The 21,464-nt window shown below is 54.5% G+C and carries 24 protein-coding genes; 7 read left to right on the top strand and 17 right to left on the bottom strand.

Annotated elements, in window-relative coordinates:
• Both purS and purC read right to left on the bottom strand, forming a co-directional pair.
• On the bottom strand, positions 1 to 249 hold the full coding sequence (gene purS / locus M2298_RS19755) for a phosphoribosylformylglycinamidine synthase subunit PurS (protein ID WP_122965570.1): 249 nt from the start codon (positions 247 to 249) through the stop codon (positions 1 to 3).
• Complete coding sequence (gene purC, locus M2298_RS19750) at positions 242 to 961, bottom strand: phosphoribosylaminoimidazolesuccinocarboxamide synthase (RefSeq protein WP_122965571.1); 720 nt, start codon at positions 959 to 961, stop codon at positions 242 to 244. The genes purS and purC overlap by 8 nt, the downstream gene beginning before the upstream one ends.
• Positions 962 to 1,226: 265 nt before the next feature.
• Between purC and M2298_RS19745 the strand changes: the two genes are divergently transcribed.
• The 6 genes from M2298_RS19745 (at position 1,227) to M2298_RS19720 (ending at position 7,809) form a co-directional block, all read left to right on the top strand.
• Positions 1,227 to 2,942, top strand: coding sequence for a methyl-accepting chemotaxis protein (locus M2298_RS19745; protein WP_217022624.1), 1,716 nt, complete (start codon positions 1,227 to 1,229; stop codon positions 2,940 to 2,942).
• A gap of 103 nt (positions 2,943 to 3,045) precedes the next feature.
• Positions 3,046 to 4,245, top strand: a complete 1,200-nt coding sequence (locus M2298_RS19740) for an iron-containing alcohol dehydrogenase (protein ID WP_173599450.1) — start codon at positions 3,046 to 3,048, stop codon at positions 4,243 to 4,245.
• Positions 4,246 to 4,333: 88 nt separating this feature from the next.
• Positions 4,334 to 5,449 (top strand): aminopeptidase, encoded by a 1,116-nt coding sequence (locus M2298_RS19735; protein WP_122965574.1) that lies wholly within the window; start codon positions 4,334 to 4,336, stop codon positions 5,447 to 5,449.
• Between the two features lie 201 nt (positions 5,450 to 5,650).
• On the top strand, positions 5,651 to 6,109 hold the full coding sequence (locus M2298_RS19730; RefSeq protein ID WP_173599449.1) for an AraC family transcriptional regulator: 459 nt from the start codon (positions 5,651 to 5,653) through the stop codon (positions 6,107 to 6,109).
• 165 nt (positions 6,110 to 6,274) lie between these two features.
• The gene (locus tag M2298_RS19725) at positions 6,275 to 7,222 is read left to right on the top strand and encodes a helix-turn-helix transcriptional regulator (RefSeq protein ID WP_280648990.1); all 948 of its coding nucleotides are present in this window, start codon (positions 6,275 to 6,277) and stop codon (positions 7,220 to 7,222) included.
• A 65-nt stretch (positions 7,223 to 7,287) separates the two neighbouring features.
• Positions 7,288 to 7,809: a DinB family protein gene (locus M2298_RS19720; RefSeq protein WP_122965577.1), complete on the top strand. Its 522-nt coding sequence runs from the start codon at positions 7,288 to 7,290 to the stop codon at positions 7,807 to 7,809.
• Here M2298_RS19720 and M2298_RS19715 read toward each other — a convergent pair.
• Entirely contained in the window at positions 7,806 to 8,597 is a 792-nt protein-coding gene (locus tag M2298_RS19715) for a DUF169 domain-containing protein (protein ID WP_217365751.1), read from the bottom strand. The genes M2298_RS19720 and M2298_RS19715 overlap by 4 nt on opposite strands.
• A gap of 218 nt (positions 8,598 to 8,815) precedes the next feature.
• Here M2298_RS19715 and M2298_RS19710 point away from each other — a divergent pair, with 218 nt between their 5' ends.
• Positions 8,816 to 9,409 (top strand): hypothetical protein, encoded by a 594-nt coding sequence (locus M2298_RS19710; protein WP_122965579.1) that lies wholly within the window; start codon positions 8,816 to 8,818, stop codon positions 9,407 to 9,409.
• A gap of 134 nt (positions 9,410 to 9,543) precedes the next feature.
• Here M2298_RS19710 and M2298_RS19705 read toward each other — a convergent pair whose 3' ends face one another.
• The 14 genes from M2298_RS19705 to M2298_RS19640 form a co-directional block, all read right to left on the bottom strand.
• Positions 9,544 to 10,857 (bottom strand): VWA domain-containing protein, encoded by a 1,314-nt coding sequence (locus M2298_RS19705; protein ID WP_280648989.1) that lies wholly within the window; start codon positions 10,855 to 10,857, stop codon positions 9,544 to 9,546.
• A 70-nt stretch (positions 10,858 to 10,927) separates the two neighbouring features.
• Positions 10,928 to 11,599, bottom strand: a complete 672-nt coding sequence (locus M2298_RS19700; RefSeq protein ID WP_173599445.1) for a Tad domain-containing protein — start codon at positions 11,597 to 11,599, stop codon at positions 10,928 to 10,930.
• Positions 11,600 to 12,091, bottom strand: a complete 492-nt coding sequence (locus M2298_RS19695; protein WP_233454107.1) for a TadE/TadG family type IV pilus assembly protein — start codon at positions 12,089 to 12,091, stop codon at positions 11,600 to 11,602. It abuts the gene before it with no gap.
• Positions 12,078 to 12,278 (bottom strand): hypothetical protein, encoded by a 201-nt coding sequence (locus M2298_RS19690; protein ID WP_173599444.1) that lies wholly within the window; start codon positions 12,276 to 12,278, stop codon positions 12,078 to 12,080. Before M2298_RS19690 ends, M2298_RS19695 begins: the two co-directional genes overlap by 14 nt.
• A gap of 39 nt (positions 12,279 to 12,317) precedes the next feature.
• Complete coding sequence (locus M2298_RS19685; protein ID WP_242772824.1) at positions 12,318 to 12,518, bottom strand: hypothetical protein; 201 nt, start codon at positions 12,516 to 12,518, stop codon at positions 12,318 to 12,320.
• Positions 12,515 to 13,234 carry a hypothetical protein gene (locus M2298_RS19680; RefSeq protein ID WP_122965584.1) on the bottom strand — a complete coding sequence of 240 codons (720 nt, stop codon included), beginning with the start codon at positions 13,232 to 13,234 and terminating at the stop codon, positions 12,515 to 12,517. The genes M2298_RS19685 and M2298_RS19680 overlap by 4 nt, the downstream gene beginning before the upstream one ends.
• A 54-nt stretch (positions 13,235 to 13,288) precedes the next feature.
• Entirely contained in the window at positions 13,289 to 14,293 is a 1,005-nt protein-coding gene (locus M2298_RS19675) for a hypothetical protein (protein ID WP_280648988.1), read from the bottom strand.
• Positions 14,294 to 14,343: 50 nt separating this feature from the next.
• Entirely contained in the window at positions 14,344 to 15,753 is a 1,410-nt protein-coding gene (locus M2298_RS19670; protein WP_280648987.1) for a VWA domain-containing protein, read from the bottom strand.
• A gap of 118 nt (positions 15,754 to 15,871) precedes the next feature.
• Positions 15,872 to 16,096: a hypothetical protein gene (locus M2298_RS19665; protein WP_122965587.1), complete on the bottom strand. Its 225-nt coding sequence runs from the start codon at positions 16,094 to 16,096 to the stop codon at positions 15,872 to 15,874.
• Positions 16,097 to 16,194: 98 nt separating this feature from the next.
• Positions 16,195 to 17,130: a type II secretion system F family protein gene (locus M2298_RS19660; RefSeq protein ID WP_122965588.1), complete on the bottom strand. Its 936-nt coding sequence runs from the start codon at positions 17,128 to 17,130 to the stop codon at positions 16,195 to 16,197.
• A gap of 4 nt (positions 17,131 to 17,134) precedes the next feature.
• On the bottom strand, positions 17,135 to 18,061 hold the full coding sequence (locus M2298_RS19655) for a type II secretion system F family protein (RefSeq protein ID WP_280648986.1): 927 nt from the start codon (positions 18,059 to 18,061) through the stop codon (positions 17,135 to 17,137).
• Positions 18,039 to 19,427, bottom strand: coding sequence for a TadA family conjugal transfer-associated ATPase (locus tag M2298_RS19650; protein ID WP_122965590.1), 1,389 nt, complete (start codon positions 19,425 to 19,427; stop codon positions 18,039 to 18,041). Before M2298_RS19650 ends, M2298_RS19655 begins: the two co-directional genes overlap by 23 nt.
• 12 nt (positions 19,428 to 19,439) lie before the next feature.
• Positions 19,440 to 20,597 carry a CpaE/TadZ family protein gene (locus M2298_RS19645; RefSeq protein ID WP_173597822.1) on the bottom strand — a complete coding sequence of 386 codons (1,158 nt, stop codon included), beginning with the start codon at positions 20,595 to 20,597 and terminating at the stop codon, positions 19,440 to 19,442.
• A 3-nt stretch (positions 20,598 to 20,600) separates the two neighbouring features.
• Positions 20,601 to 21,461: a CpaB family protein gene (locus M2298_RS19640; protein WP_274874814.1), complete on the bottom strand. Its 861-nt coding sequence runs from the start codon at positions 21,459 to 21,461 to the stop codon at positions 20,601 to 20,603.
• Positions 21,462 to 21,464 lie beyond the last annotated feature (3 nt).

The following is a 21,464-nucleotide window of genomic DNA, read 5'->3' as shown; positions in this document are numbered from 1 at the left end:
TTAGCCCTCCACGATCTCAAAGCGATAGTCTTCAACCACCGTGTTAGCCAGGAGCTTTTCGCACATTTCACGTACACGCTCTTCTGCCTGCGCACGATCTGCCGTGTTCAGTTCCAGTTCCATGTACTTTCCGATACGCGCATTGTTTACTTCGTCAAAACCTAGAGTGTGCAAAGCCCCTTTTACTGCATGGCCTTGCGGGTCCAGAACGCTCTCGCGCAGGGTTACATAAACAACAGCTTTAAACATGTACGTCTCCTCCCAGTCTCTTCAGCATTTCTTGATACGCTTCTTCTACATTGCCCAAATCGCGACGGAAGCGGTCTTTGTCCAGCTTCTCTTTTGTGACAGAGTCCCAGAAACGGCATGTGTCCGGGGATATTTCATCGGCGAGGAGAATCTCCCCGTCCGGCGTTTTTCCAAATTCGAGTTTGAAATCGACCAGCGTAATATTGCGCTCGGCCAGATAAGGTACGAGAACCTCATTGACAGCAAGTCCCATGCGCTCAAGCGTCGTCTGGTCACTTTCGCTCGCAATTCCCAACACTTTGATATGGGAGGCGTTTACCAACGGATCGCCCAGTGCGTCATCCTTGTAGTAAAACTCAACAACTGGCTGCGGGAGAACAGTTCCCTCTTCCATGCCAAGACGTTTGGCAAGTGAACCTGCCGCGATATTGCGGACAACGACCTCCAAAGGGATGATCTCCACTTTGCGGACTACTTGCTCTGTTGCAGACAGCAGCCGGACAAAATGGTTGTCGATGCCTTTTTCCTTTAGCATGGTGAAAAAGATAGCGGTAATACGGTTGTTCAGCTCACCTTTTCCGGTGATTTGCGCCCGCTTCTCTCCGTTGAATGCTGTAGCGTCGTCTTTGTACTCTACCCAGTATTGATCAGGCACAGATGTCCGATAAATACGCTTCGCCTTACCTTCGTAGAGTTGTTCCTGTTTTTCCACTGTAGGAGCCACCTTCCCAGATAAAAAGGTTGAGTTACGATTAATTCACGAACGATTCAACTACATTAAAACACAATCATACGCATTTATCAACGAAAAATGCGTGAATACGATTCGACAAACGTTCGGAAATTGTTGCATAATCGTTGTTAAGTTTTCGTTAACATTCGTTTACACGTTATCCATACTGGCTTTACATCCGCTCTTTACAATAGTCCTTAGTCACAGGACTCCACGACTATCCATATAATCAGGGGGACATCGGATGAAGACGCACCTTATCTTTGGCAAACTACTAGCCCCATTTACGCACTGGCACAGACGCGCACGGCTCCATACGAAGCTGACCGTGCCGCTGTTCTGCCTTTTGCTCCTCTCTTTCGCAGCGATCGGCGGGACTTTTTACACGCAGGCCAAAAAAATCATGATCGCCCAAATGGAAGCCAGACTCGATTCGGAGACGGACAAGACGACGGAAAAAATTTCCCTGTTGAAGTTCGCCTTTGTCACCGACGAGGAAACTTATCTGAAAAGGCTGGAGTTCGAGCTGTTGCAGCAAAAAAATTCTTTGGCCCAGGAAGGCCTCGATGTTCAGCAATACGTCGTGCGCAGCGGCGCGTTTCAGCCGATTCCCAACGTGACGAAGCAGGGAGCGATCCCCGTTCCGCCTGAGTACGCGCATCAGTTGGAAGCCGAACGCTACGGCGTCATCCACATCCCGATTGACGGGACGATACATACTTTGGCCTTTACTCATTCACCTGAAGAAAATTTCGTCTACGTCATCGACGTGCCGCAAGAGCAATATTTAGTCCATCTGCACGAAACGACCAGACTGATCCTTTTTGCCATTGCAGGAAGTCTCGTCCTCTCTGTTTTACTATGCTTGTTTATTGTGCGAGGTATTACGAATCCGTTCCAAACATTGATCCAGGCCATCCAAAAGGTCAGCGCCGGCGATCTGACACAGCGCTCCGCTCTGGAAAAGGAAGGGCCGGAAATCCGAGCGATCTCGCATCACTTCGATTATATGGTCGAGCAGATGCACCTCATCATCTCCGAGTTCCAGTCGATGATTCAGGAGTTGAATCGCGGCGGCATCGAGATCAGGCAGACCGCTGACGAGGCAGGGGAGCGCTCGTCGATGCTTTCCATCCGCCTGGACACGGTGAATAAAGGCGTAGAGCAAACAGCCGCTTCGACCGAACAGGCAAGTGCTTCTTTTCAACGGATGCGTGCTTCCATCGACATGCTGTTTGCACGAATCGCGGGTGTGATCGAAGCAGGCGGCCAGATGGAATCGGTCACGCACAGCGGCCAAAGCAGAATCGACGAGTTGACGGTCATCTTCCAGCGCTTTTTCCAAACGTACAAGCAACTGGACACCCGTATGGCAAACATGCAAGAGCAGTCGGAGTCGATCGGGCACGCGGTTTCGTTGATCGAAAACTTGGCGAAGCAAACCAAGCTGCTCGCCCTGAATGCCAGCATTGAGGCGGCACGGGCCGGCGAGTACGGACGCGGCTTTGCCGTAGTAGCGAGCGAAGTCGCCAAGCTCGCACACGAATCGGAAAAGGCAGCGCTTGAAATCAACCGCCTGATGGCTTCGGTTCAGACTGAGACGCTTTCCATCTCACGCGAAACTTCCCAAGCTTCCACCCAGCTCCAGGAGAGCGTGCAAAAGCTGGAAGAAGCGGAAGCCGCCTTCCTCCATCTGCGCCAGGCCGTCGACCGGACGACCGGGGAGCTGCGCGCAGCCACAGAAGGGCTGTCCGACATTACCCAAGGCATGCAGGATGTCGACCACACGCTGGTTACGTTCCTCGCGATCTCGCAGGAAACGAAAAGCAGCACAGAAGAGATGCTCGACGCCTCCAAGGAACAGCTTTCATCCGTAGCCAAGTCGCGCCATCTGGCCTCCGAGCTGCTCGCTTTGTCCACGCGGCTGCATGAAATCAGCGAGAGATTTCGTGTGGCTTGATCCAAATGCCAAGAGCCTTCTTCGCTTTTGCAAGAAGGCTCTTTTTTTGTCTTTATGTTACACTGTCTTTGGTACAACCTACACGTGAAAGAAGGAATATCAGATGTTTCCCTTTGAAGTATCTTTTCCTACCCATATCTACTTCGGCATGGGCGAACTTGCGCGTTTGGGCCAGGCAGCGAAAACTCTCGGTAACAAAGCGCTTCTCGTCACAGGTGGCAGCGCAGCCAAGCGCACAGGTCTGCTTAGCCGCGCCATTACGCTCCTGCAAGAAGCGCAAGTAGCCTATACTCTTTTTGACAAAATTGAACCGAATCCGCGCACAGCGACCGTCGATGCCGGAGCAGCGCTTGCCCGCGAAGAGCAATGCGACTTCGTGCTGGCCTTGGGCGGAGGCTCTGTTATGGATGCAGCCAAAGCCATTGCCGCCGCAGCCGTTTCCGGGCGGCCCATCTACGACTACATGCGCGGCAACCCGAGCGGCTCAGGCAAATGGCTGGTGCCCGTGCAGGAAGCGCTCCCGCTTCTCACCGTGCCCACTGTGGCTGCAACCGGATCGGAAGCAAACAATATCAGCGTCCTGACCCACTGGGACACACACGAGAAATCTTCCATAAACGGCCCGGCCCTCTATCCGAAAATCGCGATTCTCGATCCATCGATCACATTTACCGTTCCCGCACGCGTCACGGCAGAGTCATGCGCAGATATTTTCTCGCATCTGTTTGAAACATACTTGATCAGCGCAGACAAAACGAATGTGCAGGACGGGATCACGGAAACGCTCATTCGGCTCGTTGCGGAGCACTCCGTTACCGCCATTCGCCAACCGGATCACGAAGAGGCACGTTCCACTTTGCTCTGGGCAAGCACGCTTGGCATCAGTCCTTTTGCCAATGCAGGGCGCGGCGCCGGAATGCCTCTGCACGGAATCGAACACCCGTTGAGCGGCATTTACGACATGGCACACGGGCGTGGACTGGCGATTCTTTCGCTTCCTTATTTCGAGCAGGTCATTTTGCCGGAGCGTCCAGAGAGACTGGCGCGCATGGGCCGACACTGCTTCGGAGTTACCGAGGAAGACGAGCAAGCCGCAGCGCGCGCAACCATCGCGGCTGTTGCCCGCTGGTATGAAAGCATGGGCATCACCGAGCGGCTTTCTGACTTTGGCGTAACGCAGGACGCGCTGCCAAAAATGGCCGAAGAAGCGATTACGATTGGCGGACGCGGTGCCGGACATCTGCCGAGCGCCAGAAAACTGCATGCGGAAGATGTCGTCGCCATCTACCAGGCTTGCCTGTAAATACTGCACGAACATACTGGCAGGCACGCGCTTTCCTGTGCGATAATGAGATTAATAAAAATTTTTTTACTATATGGAGGTCGTACATATGGCAGATCCACGCATCAATGAACTGGCTAGCCGCCTCGTCCGCTACTCTCTCAATTTGCAAAAAGGGGAAAAAGTCCTGATCGAAAACACAGGGCTGCAACCTGAGCTTGTACGTGCGCTCGTTCGCGAATCGTTCGCTGTCGGCGCTCTGCCATTGGTAACGTTGAAAGACCAGGAAGTGCTGCGCGCGCTCTACCAAGGAACGAGCGAAGAGCATATGGCATTGATGGCCAAATACGAATACGAGCGCATGAAAGACATGGACGCGTACATCGCGATCCGCGCTTACGACAACATCAACGAATTTGCCGATGTTCCGGAAGACAAGATGGGCATCTACTCCCGTGTCCTGTATCAGCCAGTGCACACAAACGAACGCGTGCCAAACAAACGCTGGGTCGTTTTGCGCTACCCGAACAAATCGATGGCGCAACTGTCCAATATGAGTCTGGAAGGCTTCGAGGACTTCTACTTCTCCGTCTGCAACCTGGACTACGCGAAAATGTCCAGAGCGATGACACCGCTGAAAGAACTGATGGAGCGCACCGACCGCGTCCGCATCGTCGGGCCAAAAACCGACCTGCGCTTCTCCATCAAAGGCATCAACGCTGTCAAATGCGACGGCAAGCGCAACATCCCGGACGGCGAAGTGTACACAGCGCCTGTTCGCGATTCTGTAGAAGGCACCATTTTCTACAACGCCGCTTCCAACTACCACGGCATTTCCTTCACCGATGTGCAATTCACTTTTAAAGAAGGAAAAATCGTCGAAGCGACCAGCTCCAATACAAAAGCGCTGAATGACATTCTCGACACCGACGAAGGCGCTCGCTATATCGGGGAATTTGCCATTGGCTTCAACCCGCACATCCTGCATCCGATGCTGGACATCCTGTTCGACGAAAAAATCGCCGGAAGCTTCCACTTCACGCCTGGCAACGCCTACACAGTAGCGGACAACGGAAACCGCTCCTCTGTTCACTGGGATTTGGTGCAAATCCAGCGTCCGGAATACGGCGGAGGCGAAATCTGGTTTGACGACGTGCTGATCAGAAAAGACGGCCGCTTCGTGCTGCCAGAGCTGGAAGGCTTGAACCCGGAAAATCTGGTGTAGGGCATACCGTATAGCACGTCTAGCACTAACAATGGATAGGCTTCAGAGAACATCTGAACCCTATCCATTTTTTCATGCTGATGTTCCGTGAAAATCATCATTTTAAAATTTACAAAAAATTCTAAAAATTAATGCAAATGTTTTTTAGAACATGCTACAGTCAATACGCAACCAAATCCACGAAGAAAGGAAGTACCATCCATGAAATGCAAAGTCGAAACTATTCCCCCCTATCGCATTGCGTATATGCGGCGAGTCGGTCCATACGGTCCTGCCAATGTGGAAGTAATGGAGGAGCTAAAAAAATGGGCGAAGGAGAAACAGCTTCTGGAATCGGCTATCCTGTTTGCCATTCCACAAGATAACCCACAGACAACCGCTCCTGAAAGCTGCCGATTTGATGCTTGCATTGTGCTCTCCGCAAATTATCAGTTGGACGATGCCGATTCCATTTGCGAAGGCGAGCTTGCGGGCGGGAATTACCTCGTTTTCGAAGCCAAGCATACAGCAGAGGACATCCAGCGGGCGTATGCTGAAATTTTTCCTGCTCTCCACAGCAAAGGATACACGATGGACAGCAAGCCCATTTTGGAAAAATATACGGGCGATATCACGACCAATCCTTATTGCGAAATATGTGTGCCAGTAACAGCGTTATAGATTAGTCTTATGGCATGGCAATACTTGCAGCGATAGCGTTGACGGCGCGACACGACATGGCGCGGCGTGACGACCGTCCGGCAGAAAGTTCATTCCTGGCTTTTGTTCGCTCGACGCAAAAACTACAATGGGGATGAGAAACGTTTTTGGAAATGGGGTCTATGCATGAACAAATCAGACCGCCTGCTGGCCATTGTGCTGGAGCTTCAGCGCAAGCGCACCTTGCGCGCGGAAGATTTGGCCGCGACATTCGAGACGAGCGTGCGGACCATCTACCGGGATATGCAGGCGTTGAGCGAAGCAGGGGTCCCTGTCGTCGGCTCGCCCGGGCAAGGCTACTCGCTGATGGAAGGCTTTTTTCTGCCGCCCGTTCGCTTTACGGTGGAGGAAGCCGTCGCGCTGCTGATCGGCGCAGACCTGGTCGAGCAGGCGTTTGGCAAAAATTACGGCCACAGCGCCCGCGGTGTCCAACGCAAAGTCGAAGCGCTTCTGTCGCAGGAATTTATCCGAGAAGTAGAGGGGATTCGCTCGACCTTTCGCCTGCTCGATATCGGAGAAGCCAACCAGCGCGAGCGGGAAAAACAATATGCCGAGCTGCTCCACGAAGCCATCCTGCATCGCCGCAAAGTCCGCTTCCGCTATCGCAAAACGATCCCCGAGACAGACGGCAACCGCGAGAGCGTGCGCGATGCGGCTCCCTACGGGCTTGTGCTGGCTCGGAGCGTGTGGACTTTGCTCGCCTTTTGCGATTTGCGCCAGGACATCCGCAGGTTCCGCCTGTCCCGCATGAGCGGGCTGACCATGCTCGAAGACAGCTTTGACCTCCCGGAGCATTTTTCCTTTGACGATTACAAGCCTCCCGACAACCGCACACTCGAAGTCCGCCTGCTCGTCCAGCCAGCGATAGCCGATCAGGTGCTGGAAGCAAAGTCCTTTTATATAGAAGAGATGGCCGATCATCCGGACGGAGTGCTGGTCACGCTGCGCGTCCGGCAACTGGAGGAAATCTCGGACTGGGTTCTGGGGCTGGGGGCAAATGCGCTCGTCCTCGAACCGCCATCCCTCCGTGAAAAAATTCGCGAGGAAGCGGAAAAATTGCTAAAACGCTACTGACATACAGTTGTCAGTAGCGTTTTTGTATGCTTGTGACAAAGAATGAAAGAGGAGCTGACCACAAGATGAATCCAACCGAAATCATGCACAGCATGCAACAAGTAACCGATCTGTACATCCAGGAACTCGAAGCATTTGACATGGACCGTCTGCTGCAAAAGCCAAGCGAAGAGGAATGGTCCATCGGCCAGATGTACCAGCATCTGATCCAATCGGCCCTCTATATGCAACTCGCCAACATCGAAGCGTGTAGAAAAGGCGCGCCCGAAGTCATCCAGCCGGACGCCCAAATGTCTGAGGACGGGCAAGCGATCTTTGCCCAAGGCTCCTTACCGCCTATCCGCATCCACGTTCCTGCTTCGCCCCAATATACACCCAAGCAGCCAGAGAACAAAGAGCAACTGCACGACGGCTTGCGCACTGTCCTGCGCCTGATGCAAGAATTGGAGCCGACCTTGCAGGATATTCCGACACACCACAAAGTCGCACACCCTCGCTTCGGACCTTTGAATGCGCAGGAGTGGTTTGCGCTTGTAGAGATGCACTATCGCCACCATCTGCACCAATTGAACAGGCTAAAAGGCTAACTTTTTTCTCCGAACAGACCAGCGAGCTTTTGGTAGGTCGGCGGAAACTCTGCCTGATAGCGCAGGAAGGACGGGATCGGGTAGCGTATCCCGCCTTTTTGCGTGGCTGCCAGCCCTTCCACCAGCTCGGCTGCATCGCGGAAATGAAAGCTGAACGCCATCTCGTGGTCCTGCGTCTGGGCAAACAGCCGATCTCCGTAACAGGGGACGATCACTTGCGGTTGTCCGGTCTGGATCGGCTTGATCGCAATATCGGCACAGTCCGCCCGGCTGGAAAAAGTGGACGGAATCGAGCCGCCGCGCTTGTAGAGCATTCCCGCCACCAGCCGCATCACCTGTGCCGCGTTTCCGTAAATGACAACCACGTCCGGCTCGACCTGCGCCCGCTCCAGTGGGTACGACACGTAGTAGCCGCTTTCCTCCGCCGAAAATTTCGGGACATCCGCCTCGCTTTTCGCTCCCGTTTCCAGCGAGTCTGTGTACATCCCGCAAGCGAGATGGCCCTCGGTGTAAAACGCAGGTTGTTCCTCGTAGCCGAACGCCACCTGCGCGATCGGACAGGACAGATCTGCGCCGTTCATGGCAATGCTCCAGCCATAACGTCGCGAAAAGCCGACCGCCTGGCAAATCGTGATCGGGTACCCCAAGTCTTGCTGCGGTCGCTTTGCCTTTGTCGGCAATGCCGCTTCCTCGCGAATGATCGAAATGCCCACAGGGAACGTTTCCGTCCGCACATACGTTTGAATGGCCTCATTCAACTCCAGGGCAGTAATGGTACTCGTGCTCATAGCGCTTCTCCTCCTCGATTCAACAAAATTGCTCTCGCTCACCAAAACACCCGTACACTGAATTTTTCGTCTTTTCAACCCTCATGTCCTGTCTGTCCGCCCTATTTCTTTGCAAACTTACAACATCGTAAGGTAGTGGAAAGGAAAATCGATATCTCCTGGCCCCGTTTCCTGTTAGGATAAGAAAAGATTACGCAACAGGCACGGAGGCTTGACCCATGAAAAAACTGGCAACCTTTTTACTCGCGACGACCATCCTGGCGTTGTTTATCATAGGCTGTTCCAAGCCCAATACACCTGAACAGGTGCAGGGGCTGGGAAAAGAAGAAGCGGCGCAAATCGCTGCGGGCGCTGTTCGTCAGTATTATCATCTGACGGTAGATACCGCCGATCGGGAAATTACACTTGAAGACCCTGCCAAACTGATCGATGCCGCCACTGGCGAGCCGATCTACAAAGGAGTGCCCGTTCACGCCCTGCTTCGCGGCGAGCCGAAAAGCGGAGATATATCCGGCTACCACGCGATCATCGAGCCAAAGACAAAGCAGCTTCTCTCGCTCTCGATTGACGTGATCGGCAAGGACGGCGAGAAAGCGACGAAAACGATCGCTGAAGCCGATCTGGAAAAAGCCGCAGCCGACTTCGTGCGCTCGCAAAACTTGCTGGCCACGGCTGACTTTCAGCTCGTTCGGACTTCCGAGGCCACAGACAACGATCTCAAGCGCTACTTTTACTATTCAGACGGCCACAACGCAATCGCCATCGGGGTCGATACTGCCTTGAAGCAGGTCGTCACCTTCACCTATGACTGATGTGGTCGACCGACCGCCTGCATGCAGCGAAAGCGAAACACCGTGCGATTGCTCCGGCAGAAACGCCCCAGACTGCTTTTCGTGCAAAAAAGTCCCGTTGCCAGACACACCGTCTCAGGCAACGGGACTTTCTATTAGCTTCCACTGTATTTTTCCTCGATTTCTTCTTTCATTTCCTGATAAGTCTTGTTGGTAAGGTTGACCAAATAATCGGTAAGCTCTTCTTTCGCCTGCGAGGCTAACGCTTCCCTGTCCTGTCTCTGCTTCGTAAAATGCGCTTTGGCCTGGTTGCCGATCTTGCCGCTTGCCGCCAAATACTCGATCGCGCTTCCGATATTCAAGCTCTCCCGCCAGCTTTTCTCGTACCAGTCCCGGTTGTAGGCGTCGATCCACTTGCGGCGGTCGATCAGCACCTCGCCTACTTCCGTCAGGGCGTCCCGCTTCCACTGCTCCCACTTTTGAGCGATTTCTTTTGCCCGCTCCAGCTCTCTTTTGAATTGCTCGCGGTTCGTCACGTTGGCATACAAGCCTTCCGATGCCTGGGCAATCGCCTTCAATTGCTTCTGCCCTTCGGCGTTCACGTCAAAGCCGATCACGTTTACGAGCGGCATGATTTGCGACTGGGACAGCTCTTTGGCTACAGCCACCGGATCGCCGCCGCAAGTCTCGATGCCGTCGCTGACGAGGTAGATGACGTTCGTGTTTTTATCCGCCGAAAACGCGGCCAAATCTTGCTGGGCAAGCGTGAGAGAATGGGCGATCGACGTCCAGCCAGTCGGCTCAAACAGTGCAAGCGCCTGGTCCAGCCGCTTCGGCTCGTACGATTGCAGCGGATAGACAAGATCGCTGCTGGAGCAGGAGAGCTGTTTGTCTCCATCGGCATTGCTCCCTTTATGTCCATAGACGCGCAGCGAAATGTTTGCTTCCTCCGGGAGTGATTCGGCAAATTCCTTGATCGCTTCCTTGGCCAGTTGCATCTTGGTTTTGTCTCCCATTTTCCCGGCCATGCTGCCGCTCGCGTCCAAAATGATTTCGACGTTAAAATTTTCCCGAAACTGAAACCGCGCATCCTCGATGCCGGGATCTCCAAACGAAGCCATTTTCCAGCGATCCACAACCATCTGCGGACTGAGGTAGTCTTCGGAGAACAAAGCGAGCAGCTGATTCCAGTACAGTTGCAAATACGCTTCGTTCATCCCATCCACCACAGTAGGCATTTTGTCGAGAATGGCAGCAATAGCCGGCCGATGCGGATGCTGGGCGAGGTAAAAATGCGTGCCCGCCAACTGTCCGGGCTGCTCCGCAATCAACTCCTGCGTGTTTTGCGGCCATTTCACCTCGCCCACTCGCGGCCCTGCTCCAGATGCGCCAAGGGTGCAGCCGCACAGCAGCAGTGCCGTCATCAAGCTGTTCACCAGGCCGAGCATTCGCCTGTACTTACTGTGCATTCGGTCATAGCCTCCTTGTCGTGTGTATGTTCTGCATCATCGGATATGACGAGATGAACCGTGCTTTCCTTTACAGCGTGATAGAACTGAGAAAAAAGCTTCCTGCCGCATGGAGAAAGCCAATCTGTCTGCTCGATCCCGTCTGGTACACTTCCTCCTCGTGCTTCGGGTCAGGCATGAAGGAAAAGTCAAACGTAGTGGAGCGGAAGCGGACAGAAGTCTGTACCTGAATGCGCTCATCCGCGGTGACGACAATTTGCGAACCGGGCACTGTGGCGTGATTGGCGTCGAGGACCGTGACGACGACATCCCGCAGCTTCGGGGCTGCTTCTGCAAGACCCGCCTGCACATACAGCAGCAGCTCCACGTTTGCTGGCAGCCAGCTTCCCAGCACCTGGTCAATCGCTTCGTACCGCACCTCGCTCCTGGCCCAATCCGGATGGCTCGCGCGGATAGCGGCTTCCGCCTGATCCACGAACGGCTTGATGTATGTCTCGTCCTTCAGGCGCATGGGAGATCGATCGTAGCGAACGAGTGCCTTTTCCATCTCGTCGTAGATCGGCTTGACCGCCGCCAGCGCCGCTTGCTGCGCACTGTCTGACGCTTGCTCCTTGACGACGAAGACTGTCGAGAGGTTAAACAGCGCCATGAACAAGATGAGCATGATGAGCATAAAGATCGTAAGCGTAAAGATTGTGACATTGCCTCGTTCATTCCGCAAACACGCCAGCCAGTCTCTCATCTAGTGAACCACCCTGCTCGTGATCTCGCGCTGGAACGAAATCCTTTTGTCCGCCTCATCCATGTTCTGTGTCAAAATATCCGGCAAAAAGGCGATTTCCAGGTTCGCGCCGACCATGACTTTGAAGTACCCGTCACTTGTCGTCTCGATGTACGACTCTCCCCTGTCGAAGCCGATGCCGCCACCCGCTCCGGCTAACACTTTTTCAGCGGCGTTCAGTGCACTGGCCTCGCTCCCGGTGATGGCGAATACTTTTGCCGCCTCATTGGCAGCCGATTGCGCGGCGATCACCCCGTACACGCCGATCAAAAACTGCCAGCAAACGAGCATGATGAGAAAAAGCAGCGGCAAAATCCCGAGAAACTCAATCGTGACCGAGCCTTTTTCCCCGGACAGCAGACGCGACAGCTTTCCTGCGTTCCTCGCGTTCGCGCGGCCCTGTCTTGCGCCCGGCATCACCCACTGCCTGGGCGTACGGTTAAACAGACGCATGTTTCTTCCGGAGAAAAGCCAGATGATTTTTTTTCATAAACGGCAGCCCGATCGCCAAAATGACCAGCTGGATCGGAAAGTCTCCCCGGTAAATGGCGCCGATGATCGCCGCAGGCACAATCAGGGCGTAAAAATAAAGCAGCATGAACTTCCAGAAACGCTGCCAGTTTTTCTCCTGCTTGGACATGTCGTTTCCCCCTCCATGATTATTCGCTTGGCGTCGTCTCTACCGCTTCACTTCTTTGCGGCGTGCGTACTCCATGCCAGACTGTTCGATATAGGGCAGCGCAAACCAGACAAGCAGCAGCGGATACGGAATCGTCTCCCCCACTACCATGAGCAGGCAGCAGAGCGGCAGGAGCACGCCGTACAAAACAATCGCGATCCCATTCCAAAACCGCTGCCTTTTCGCTTCTTTTGTCGTCAAGCCGTGTCCCTCCTCCCGGTATCCACGCTCTCCGCAGTCGCTGGCTCACTCATCCATCTGTGCGTATACATCGTCAGCATCACCGCCATCAGCGGAAAGAAAATGACATTCAGCAAAATCTGCGTAAAGAAAACCGCGCCAAAGCTGGTCGTAATGTACGTGACGGTAAACAGCCCGATCACACTGATGCCCCACTCGATGGCGCTAATCAGCAAAATCACGCCGAGAATAGAGAAAAAATGCTTTTTCCCCAGCGCAAACGCCTTTTTCCAGCTCTGCTGCACCGGCTGTTTTTTCATGACCGTCAAATAAGGAGTCAAGTAAAACAGCACGAGGATGACAATCCCCGGCACAAAAAACAGCATCATGCCAAAAGACACGGCCAGGACGTAGACGATCCCGAAGACAAACACGGCAAAGCCTTGGTCCAAAAACGTGCGCAATGCCTGGCGAATCGGCCGTTCCTCTCCCGCAAGCTCGCTTTGCACATACTGGGCAAACGGAAGCTGCACGACTGTCAAAAACACGAGCAGCAAAAACAGGTTGAAAAAGGCGGAAACCACCTGCCCGCCCGTCAAGGCAGCGATAAAGTGGATATAGTTGACGGTAAAATTGTGAATGAGCAAAAAAGGCAGAACGACGACCGCTGACAAGAGCAGCATGGACTCGATATTGCGTGTATAAAACAGGAAGCTTTCTTTGATCGGATGCTTCACTCTGACTCATTCCCATCTAACGTTTTGGCGGCCAGTCACGACCAGTATCAGACGCTAGGCGAACCGTTTGAACAGCTTGCGTCCCCATTTCGCCAGCTTGCTGCCTACCCACAGAACGCCGCCGACTGAGACAAGCACGACAGCGGCCGTCTGCCCTCCGGGAATCATGGCGGCGATGACCCCGGCATCCATGAGCGTGCTGCCGAAGCTGCCTGTTCCGTCGATCGCATAGTCGATGCGCTCAGACTGGCTGTTGCCTGAATCAAAGGCATCCTGAAAGTTCGTGAAGGTGTCGATGCTGTCAAACACCAGACTGATTCCTGCTGTCGCGACGTTCAAGCCTTTGACCAGTCCTGTCACTTGCAGGCCGCTTGCCGTGTCTTTGATGAACTTGAAATTCATCCAGGCGGAAGCAGCGTCGAAGCCGTCGACAGGCAAGCCGCTCACCCAGTCGAAGGAAGTGTCCTTCAGATGAATGTCGATCGCCTTGACGCCCAGCTCGACCAAAAACAGGCTGCGCATGCTGGCAAAGGTAGCCGGGTCTACATTCCCTTCCGTCATGTCGGCCACCATGCTGAGACTGCCGCCGAACGCACTGTTGATCGACCAGTTTACATAGTCGTAGGCTTTGGAATCGCCCTTGCCGGAAAGGCTGCCCGGTGTGACGCTCCCTGGCTGGGTACTGCCTGGGGTCAGGCTACCGGGACGGGTATCCCCCGGATTGACGTTCCCCAGTTGGGTATCGCCGGGACTGACGCTTCCTGGCTGGATCACGCCTGGGGTCACATTGCCAGGACGGGTGTTTCCTACATCCAGACTCCCCGGCTGTATCTCACCGGGCGAAATCTCTCCTGTTTCCCATTGAAAACTACCAGGCTGTATGTCATTTGGCGAAATATTTCCCGGCCTGATCTCTCCCGGCTGGACTGCGCCTGGACGCACGTCGCCAGGCGCCACAGACTCTGCATGCACAAAAGCTGCAAAGGGGAAAAGATTGATCACCAGTATGAACAGGGCAACGATGGCAGCCCAATTCGTCCGTCTTGCTAGACGCTTCACAGCATTCACCCCGATTTCCTTAATCCCTGGCAAACCACTGATTGGCGGCGCTAGTTTCCGCCTGCATTGATGCCGTACTGCTCAGAAATGGCTTCAATGGTTTCCTTGTATGATTTTTTGGCCAGAGAATCGAGCATGTCTTCCAGTTCGTCCGCCCGTTTATCCACGTTTCGCTTATGTTCATCCTGCAATCGGGCCAACTCTTCGGCGAGCTGCTGCGGGAACCGTTTATCCCGTTTGATCTGCCGAATCATCCAGTCGACGTTTCGCTTCTCATCGTCGGCCAAAAACTTCCACTCCAGCTTGTAGTGCGTATTGTTTACGAGCAGATTGACTTTTCGGGAGTACGCTTCACTGGATTCCTTGCGCCTCCATTTGTACCACTCGTCCGCAATTTCTTTTGCTTTGGAAAATTCGTCCTGCAACCCTTTTTTGTCGCGGATCGATACATAGCGGCCGCGCGCTGCTTCTGCGACTGCCTTTAGCTGCTTTTGTCCCTCTCCGTCCACGTCAAAGCCGATGACATTCAAGACAGGCGTGATGTTGGAATCCGCCAACTGCTTCGCTGCTGCCACCGGATCTCCGCCGCATGTCTCGATTCCGTCGCTGACGAGAAAAATCAGGTTGGTATTCTTGTCCCCGGCAAGCTGACTCAAATCTTTCTCTGCCTCCTGCAAGGAATGAGCGATCGGAGTCCAGCCCGTCGGTTGGAATTGATTCAAGCTTGCGGCGAGCTTTCCGGCGTCGTATTTTTGCAACTGGTACACCAGCTCGCTGCTGCTGCAAGAAAGCGCCTTGTCGGAGTCTTTGCCGCTCCCTTCGTTCCCGTACACGCGGAGGGCCACATTCGCCTCTTTGGGCAACGTCTCGGCAAACGCTTTGATCGCTTCCTTGGCTGCATCCATTTTGGTTTTGCCGTCCATCCGGCCTGCCATGCTGCCGCTCGCGTCGAGAATAATTTCGACGTTGTACTGCTCCTTGAACTGAAAGCGGGGATCGTCGATTTCAGGACTTCCGAACGAAGCCATTTTGATATCTTCGATCAGCCGTTCCGGATCGGGGTAGTCTTCGGCGAATAGCCCGAGCAGCGCCATATAGTACATGCCGACAACCTCCTGATCGGGGTTTTCGATGGTGGGCAGCTCCTGCAAAAACGTCTGCAGCTCTTGTTCATGCTCGGAATAGTTGCTTCCCGCATAGCGCCCGATAGGAAAGCTGGCAATCTCGGCGGCCGTCTCCGGAATTTTTGTGGCTCCCTCAGGAAGCAATGCTTTCAGGGAAGCGATTTGCTCCTCCTTCGACGACTTCTGCTCCTGATTGACTGGCTGTTCCACCTGCTCGTTGGACACCGCTTCCGGTGGCGTTGTCGGTTCCCGCGTGCTCGACGGTTCGTCGCTGGAGCAAGCATGCAAGATGACCATCAGCCCGAGGGCTGCAATCAGTACCTTGATAGCTTTCATCTGTATGTACCTCCGTCATTTCAGAGCTGCTTGTTGTTCCCAGGCAAAAAACAGGGAAAGTTAGTGGTGAAAATCAGCTTCCACCACTAACCGTAGGCACCGGAATTGACGCTTGGCATTAGTCACCTGTAATCTTGTCGCCAATGTGCTCAATGACATCGGACAGCGTGCCGGAAACGGCGTTGCCCACGTTTTCATCTTTGCTGAAAAAGGTCGCTACAGCGCCAAGCACCGCCAGGACGACTGCAGCCAGTGCGATCCATTCAATCGATTGCGCTCCCTTTTCGTTGCGCAGGGAAAAGCTTGCTTTTACAAACAGTTTTTGCATCAATGTTGTCACCATCGTTTTTTCCTCCAAACGGGAATGTATTTAATAGGTAAAAAATGACTCCCGGACACCTCTGCCTGCATCACCTCCCTTACAGGCATCCGATCCAGCATTTATTGGAAAATGCCCGTAAACGTCTTGGCATTTTCCAAAATGTTCAGTACCATCAGGCCGCCGATCATCAGCATGGCGGTCGGGGCGACGACGAGCGTGGTAATCAGCGTGACCTTCGGCGAGGCCTTCGCCGCTTTTTCCTTGACCAGCTCTTTGCGCATTCGCCGCATGTTGTCCGCCTGCACCTTGAACGTCACCGAGATCGGCACACCCAGGCGCATTCCTTGGATCAATGCCTTGATCAACAGTTGAAATTCCGGGTTGTCGTTGCGCCGCAGCAGTTGCTCGTACGCTTTTTCCCGCGGCACACCGAGGTCGATCTCCTGGTTGAAGCGCGAGAACTCTTCCTGAATCGGCCCGCTGAAAAAGCGGATGACTTCGCGCAGGGCGTGATCGAGACTGACTCCGGCCTGCAACGTCACGCTGACCGTATCGAGAAATTCGGGCAGATCGTAGCGGATTTGCTGCTGGCGCTCGCTCGCCTTTTTCTTCAACCAGAGGATCGGCAAAAAATAGCCAGCCAGCGGCCACAGGATCAGCCCGAACTGGGCGAACGGAAAGCCGAGGACGAACAACAACGCCCCGATGATGATGCCGAGCAGGGCGAGCACGATTTTGACGCCTTGAAAGCGGGCTACAGTCAGATCGAGCGGGCGGCCCGCCTTGAGCAGCCAGTCCTCCACCTCGTGCGACTCGCTGAAAAAGTTGAAACGCTGCCCGAGGACCGCATAGTCATCCCCGTAGCGCAACAGCCGCTTGACCAGTCGTTCCGAGGCCGTTTCCGGCTTGCGCACATCGTACGTCCGCTGCCCCGTCACCTCGTACATATGCTCGATCAGCGTGCGCTTTTGCACAGAAAACAAATACCATTCCTTTAAAAATATGGAAAAGAACAATAAAAACAGAAACAGACAGGTGATGATTAGTGCATCCATCGTTTCACACCTTTATGTTGGTCACTTTTTTCACCAGGATGTAGGACAGCAACGTTCCGATCAGGAACAGCCCGAGCAGCACCAGCCCCATCGGCGTAAACAGCGGATCGATAAAGCCTTTGTTAATCATGTTCATCATCAGCACCAGGGCGACGGGCATGATCGGCACGAGATACGAGACGTAGCGCTGCTCGGCGGTCATCGTCTTGATTTCTTGCGAGACGAGGCGGCGCTCCTCCATCGTCTCGGCCATCTCCTGCAGCACTTCGCTCAGGTTGCCCCCTGCCCTGCGCTGGATGAGCAAGGTCGCCGCGAAAATGCGGAAATCGCGCGTCGGAATCCGCTTTTCCATCTCCATCAGCGCCCGGTCAAAACTGACGCCAAGCGCCAGCTCCCGCGACATCCGCTTGAACTCTTCTCCCGCCGGAGCGTTCAGTTCTTTTGCCACAATCGCGATCCCCTGGGTCAGCGTCAGCCCTGCGCGCAACGAGTTGGCAAGCAGGCGGCACACCTCCGAGAGCTGATCGTTCAATCTCTCCAAATATTTGTGGCGCCGGGCAAAAAAGACGGCTTTCTGGATGACATACATCGCGCCTCCGCCCGCCATGAAGTTGTAGGGAGCCGGAATCGCCACTACGCTGTGCAGGAAAAACCCAAGCCCCATCGTCCCGACGAACATGCCCGCGAAAAATTCGGAAGGGGTCAGCGGAATGTTGGCCTTTTTCAGCTTTTTGTCGATCTCCTGGGCGTACGGCTTCTGGTCGAAGCGGTCGCCCCAGACGACGATGAAGCTTTTGCGCTGTGTCTTTACCTCGTACCAGTCTTCCGCTTTCTTTTTCCACTCGTTTTTCTTCGTGCGGTATCCGAGGTATTCGTACATGCCCCAAATTCCGAACAGCACCGCCAGGCTAAACAGAATAGCTAGGCTCACGTCTGCCCCCTCCTTTCGCCGTAAACATCGACTCGTCCAGCTCAATCCCGAATACTTTGAACCGCTCCAGGCTGCGCGGGATGATTCCGGTCGGGGTAAAATATCCGAGCACTTCGCCTTTGCTGCCGATTCCAGTCCGGTGAAAGCGGAAAATTTCCTGCACCTCTACCCGTTTGTCCTCCGACTTCGCCACCTCGGAGATCGAGACGATCTTGCGCGTCCCGTCCGACAGCCGCATGACCTGTACGATGATGTCGAGCGCACTGACGATGTACTCGCGGACGATGGCAGAGGGCAAATCCATTCCCGCCATGACGACCATCCCTTCCAGACGGTTGAAGGCGTCCAGTGGCGAGTTGGCGTGCACCGTGGTGAGTGAGCCTTCGTGACCTGTATTCATCGCTTGCAGCATGTCGAATGCCTCTGCGCCGCGCACTTCCCCGACGATGATCCTGTCGGGACGCATCCGCAGCGAGTTGCGCACAAGCTGGCGGATCGTAATTTCGCCTTTTCCCTCCATGTTCGGCGGGCGCGCCTCCAGTCCGACGCAGTTCGGATGGGTCAGCTTCAGCTCCGCCGAGTCCTCGATCGTGATGATCCGTTCGTAGTGGGGGATCGCTCGCGCGGCCGCGTTGAGCAGCGTCGTTTTCCCGCTCCCGGTACCGCCCGAGATCAGCACGTTCATCTTCGCTTCCACGACTGCCTGGATGTAGCACGACATCGCCTCGTCAAACGAGCCGAATTGTTGCAAATCGTCCATCAAATACGGCTCTTTGCGGAACTTGCGGATCGACACCAGCGTTCCGTTCAAGCTGATCGGCGGGATGACCGCATTCACCCGGCTCCCGTCTTTCAGGCGGGCGTCGACCATCGGCGAGCTTTCATCAATCCGCCTGCCGAGCGGAGCCACGATCCGGTCGACGATGTGTCGCAAATGTTCCTCGTCGCGAAACTTCAAGTCGGTCAACTCCAGCCGCCCGCGTTTTTCGATGTAGACGAGGTTGTGTCCGTTGATCGAGATTTCCGTAATCTCCGGGTCCGCAAGCAGCGGCTCCAACGGCCCCAGCCCCACTGATTCGTTGATCAGGCGAGTCAGCAGCAATTCCTTTTCGCTGCGCGGGATCACGACTTTTTCTTCCGACATGTACTGCGACACGAGACGCTCAATCGCCACCCGCATTTCCTGCGAGCCAAGGCTGGTCAACCGTTCCAGGTTGGTTTCCCGCAAAAGGCGTGTCTTGTAATGCTCTGCCAGCTCGTCAATGTACGGATTGAAGGCGGGAGCCGCAAGTGTCGCTGCCAGTGTCGTCCGTGACGACTCATCTTCTGCTGTCTTCTGCTCTTGCTTGCGCTTGAATAAAGCCATCTAGCTCCCCCCTCAAGACAGTTTGCTTTGGACCCATTTTCGGATGTCTTTTGCCGCAGGAGTCAGTTTTTTCTCATTCGCTTCTTTTTGCAACGGCCTTCCCTGATTGACAGCCGCCTGCACCCCCGCGTGATCCCGCCTGATTTCCGCGGTAATCGGGGCGTTGAACAGCCCTTTCAGGTCGGACACGGCCAGCTCGTTATCCCGGCCCACCTGGTTGACGACGACTTCCAGCCTGCCCTCGGTATCGATGCGCAGCCGTCTGAACAAGTCTTCGACGAGCCGATAAATTTGCACAGAAGGCGTATCCAGGTTCATCACGTAGTAAATCATGTCGGCTTCCGACAAAGCGGCATAGACCAGCTCGTTCATATGGCTCGGCAGGTCGATGATGACGAAATCATAGCTGCGGCGGCTCGCCCGGATCAGGCGCGTGACAAACGCCTCGGACATATTTTCCGCAATCTCGGCGTCACGCGGGCTGACCAGCACTTCCAGCTTGGAGTGAGCCTCGCGCTGCGCCACGTTGCGGATGTGAAATTCGTTCATCTCGTTCATGACCGGAATCAGGTCCCCCAGCGTGCGGTTGCTGTCAAACGACAGGAACGTCTCCACGCCCCCGTACTGCAGGTTGAGATCAATCAAAAGCACGCTGGCCGTCGATTCCAGCTTCAGCGACTGGGCAAAGCCTGTGGCAAGCTGCGTACAGCCGCTGCCTCCCTTGCCGCTGTAAAAGGAATACACCTTGCCCCGCCCGCGCACAAACGCTTTGCCGGAAGCATCCGCGCCTTTTTTGCGCTGCTGGATTTGGGACAGCTCGGATATTTTTTCGAGGCGATCGGTCAACAGGTTCAACTCGTCTGGCATGACGATGTACTCGACTGCTCCGGCGCGGACGACATCCCGCAGCAGGGCAAAATCTTGCCTTTCCGTCAAAAAAATGACGATTCCCTCTGGCAACTCGCTCTGTATGTACTGAACCAGCTCGACTCCGGCCCCCTCCTCGGGCTGGACGAGCAACACGACATCGGGTCCGATCCGGTCGATTTCTTTTTTCACTTCGCTGGAGGTCGTATAGCGTGTTTGCTCATACCCGGCCAAAAATTCCGTGAGCATTTCCTTGACCGAATCGTAATCTGCGACTACAAGAATTTTCACTTCTTTGCTCATGACTTACCCTCCGGTTTTGGGTGCTGGATTGGTTGGCGGCTGTACCGAAGTTGGCGGTTTCGCTGGCTGCTGCTGATTGGTCGGTGCTGGCTGAGTTTGCCCGGCTGGCTGAGCCGCTGGTGCCGTCACTGGCGGAGTCGCTGGTGTTGTGGCTGGCGGCGTTTGCGGCTTTGTTTCCGCAGGCTTTGGCTTTGGCGCCGTCTCCGTCTTGTTCGGCTCCGTGGTTGTAAACGGGTCGGGAATCCCCAGCTCTCCTTTGCCGACATTGGCTTTCAAAATGCGCATCAGCTCGGCGTAGTGCTGCTGATGGATGAATTTGGGCACATCCTCAAACGGCAGCTCCAGCGCCACGCCCTTGAATTTGTTGTCCGACTTCGCCACCATGGCGACAGGAACGTCCTTCATGAACACTTCGGTTACAGGCTGACCCGCCTTCGTAGTCGAGATGATAATATCCACACGGTCCAGCGCCTCCAGCTCCTGGTCGAACATGATGTTTCCCGACGCGTACACGGTAATCAGCCGATTGTTTTGATCGCGGACCATATTCGCCGGCTTCAAAATATTTTTCGTAATGATGTCGCCTTTCGACAAAGGGACAACCGTTACCTGATTTTTCAGACTCATCTTGTCGACAACGTACGAACCATCCGCGTACTTTTTCGGAATTTGTCTTGTCGTCAATTGATCGGGTTGGATCAAGGCACGAGAGGGAATATCGACATTCGCCTCGTAAATCTCCACCATCTCCCCGAGCTGCGCGTTCATGTCCTTGATTTTCTTCAAAAACAGAAACCCGGCCAGAGCCGCAAGCAAAAAGGATAACGCCAGAAAAATAATTGCCCGTCGTTTCGATTCCAACATGAA

Source organism: Brevibacillus sp. 1238, assembly GCF_029892995.1.
GTDB lineage: Bacteria > Bacillota > Bacilli > Brevibacillales > Brevibacillaceae > Brevibacillus > Brevibacillus parabrevis.
Note: the sequence above shows the minus strand (reverse complement) of the source record. Positions and strands in the feature narration are given on the sequence as shown.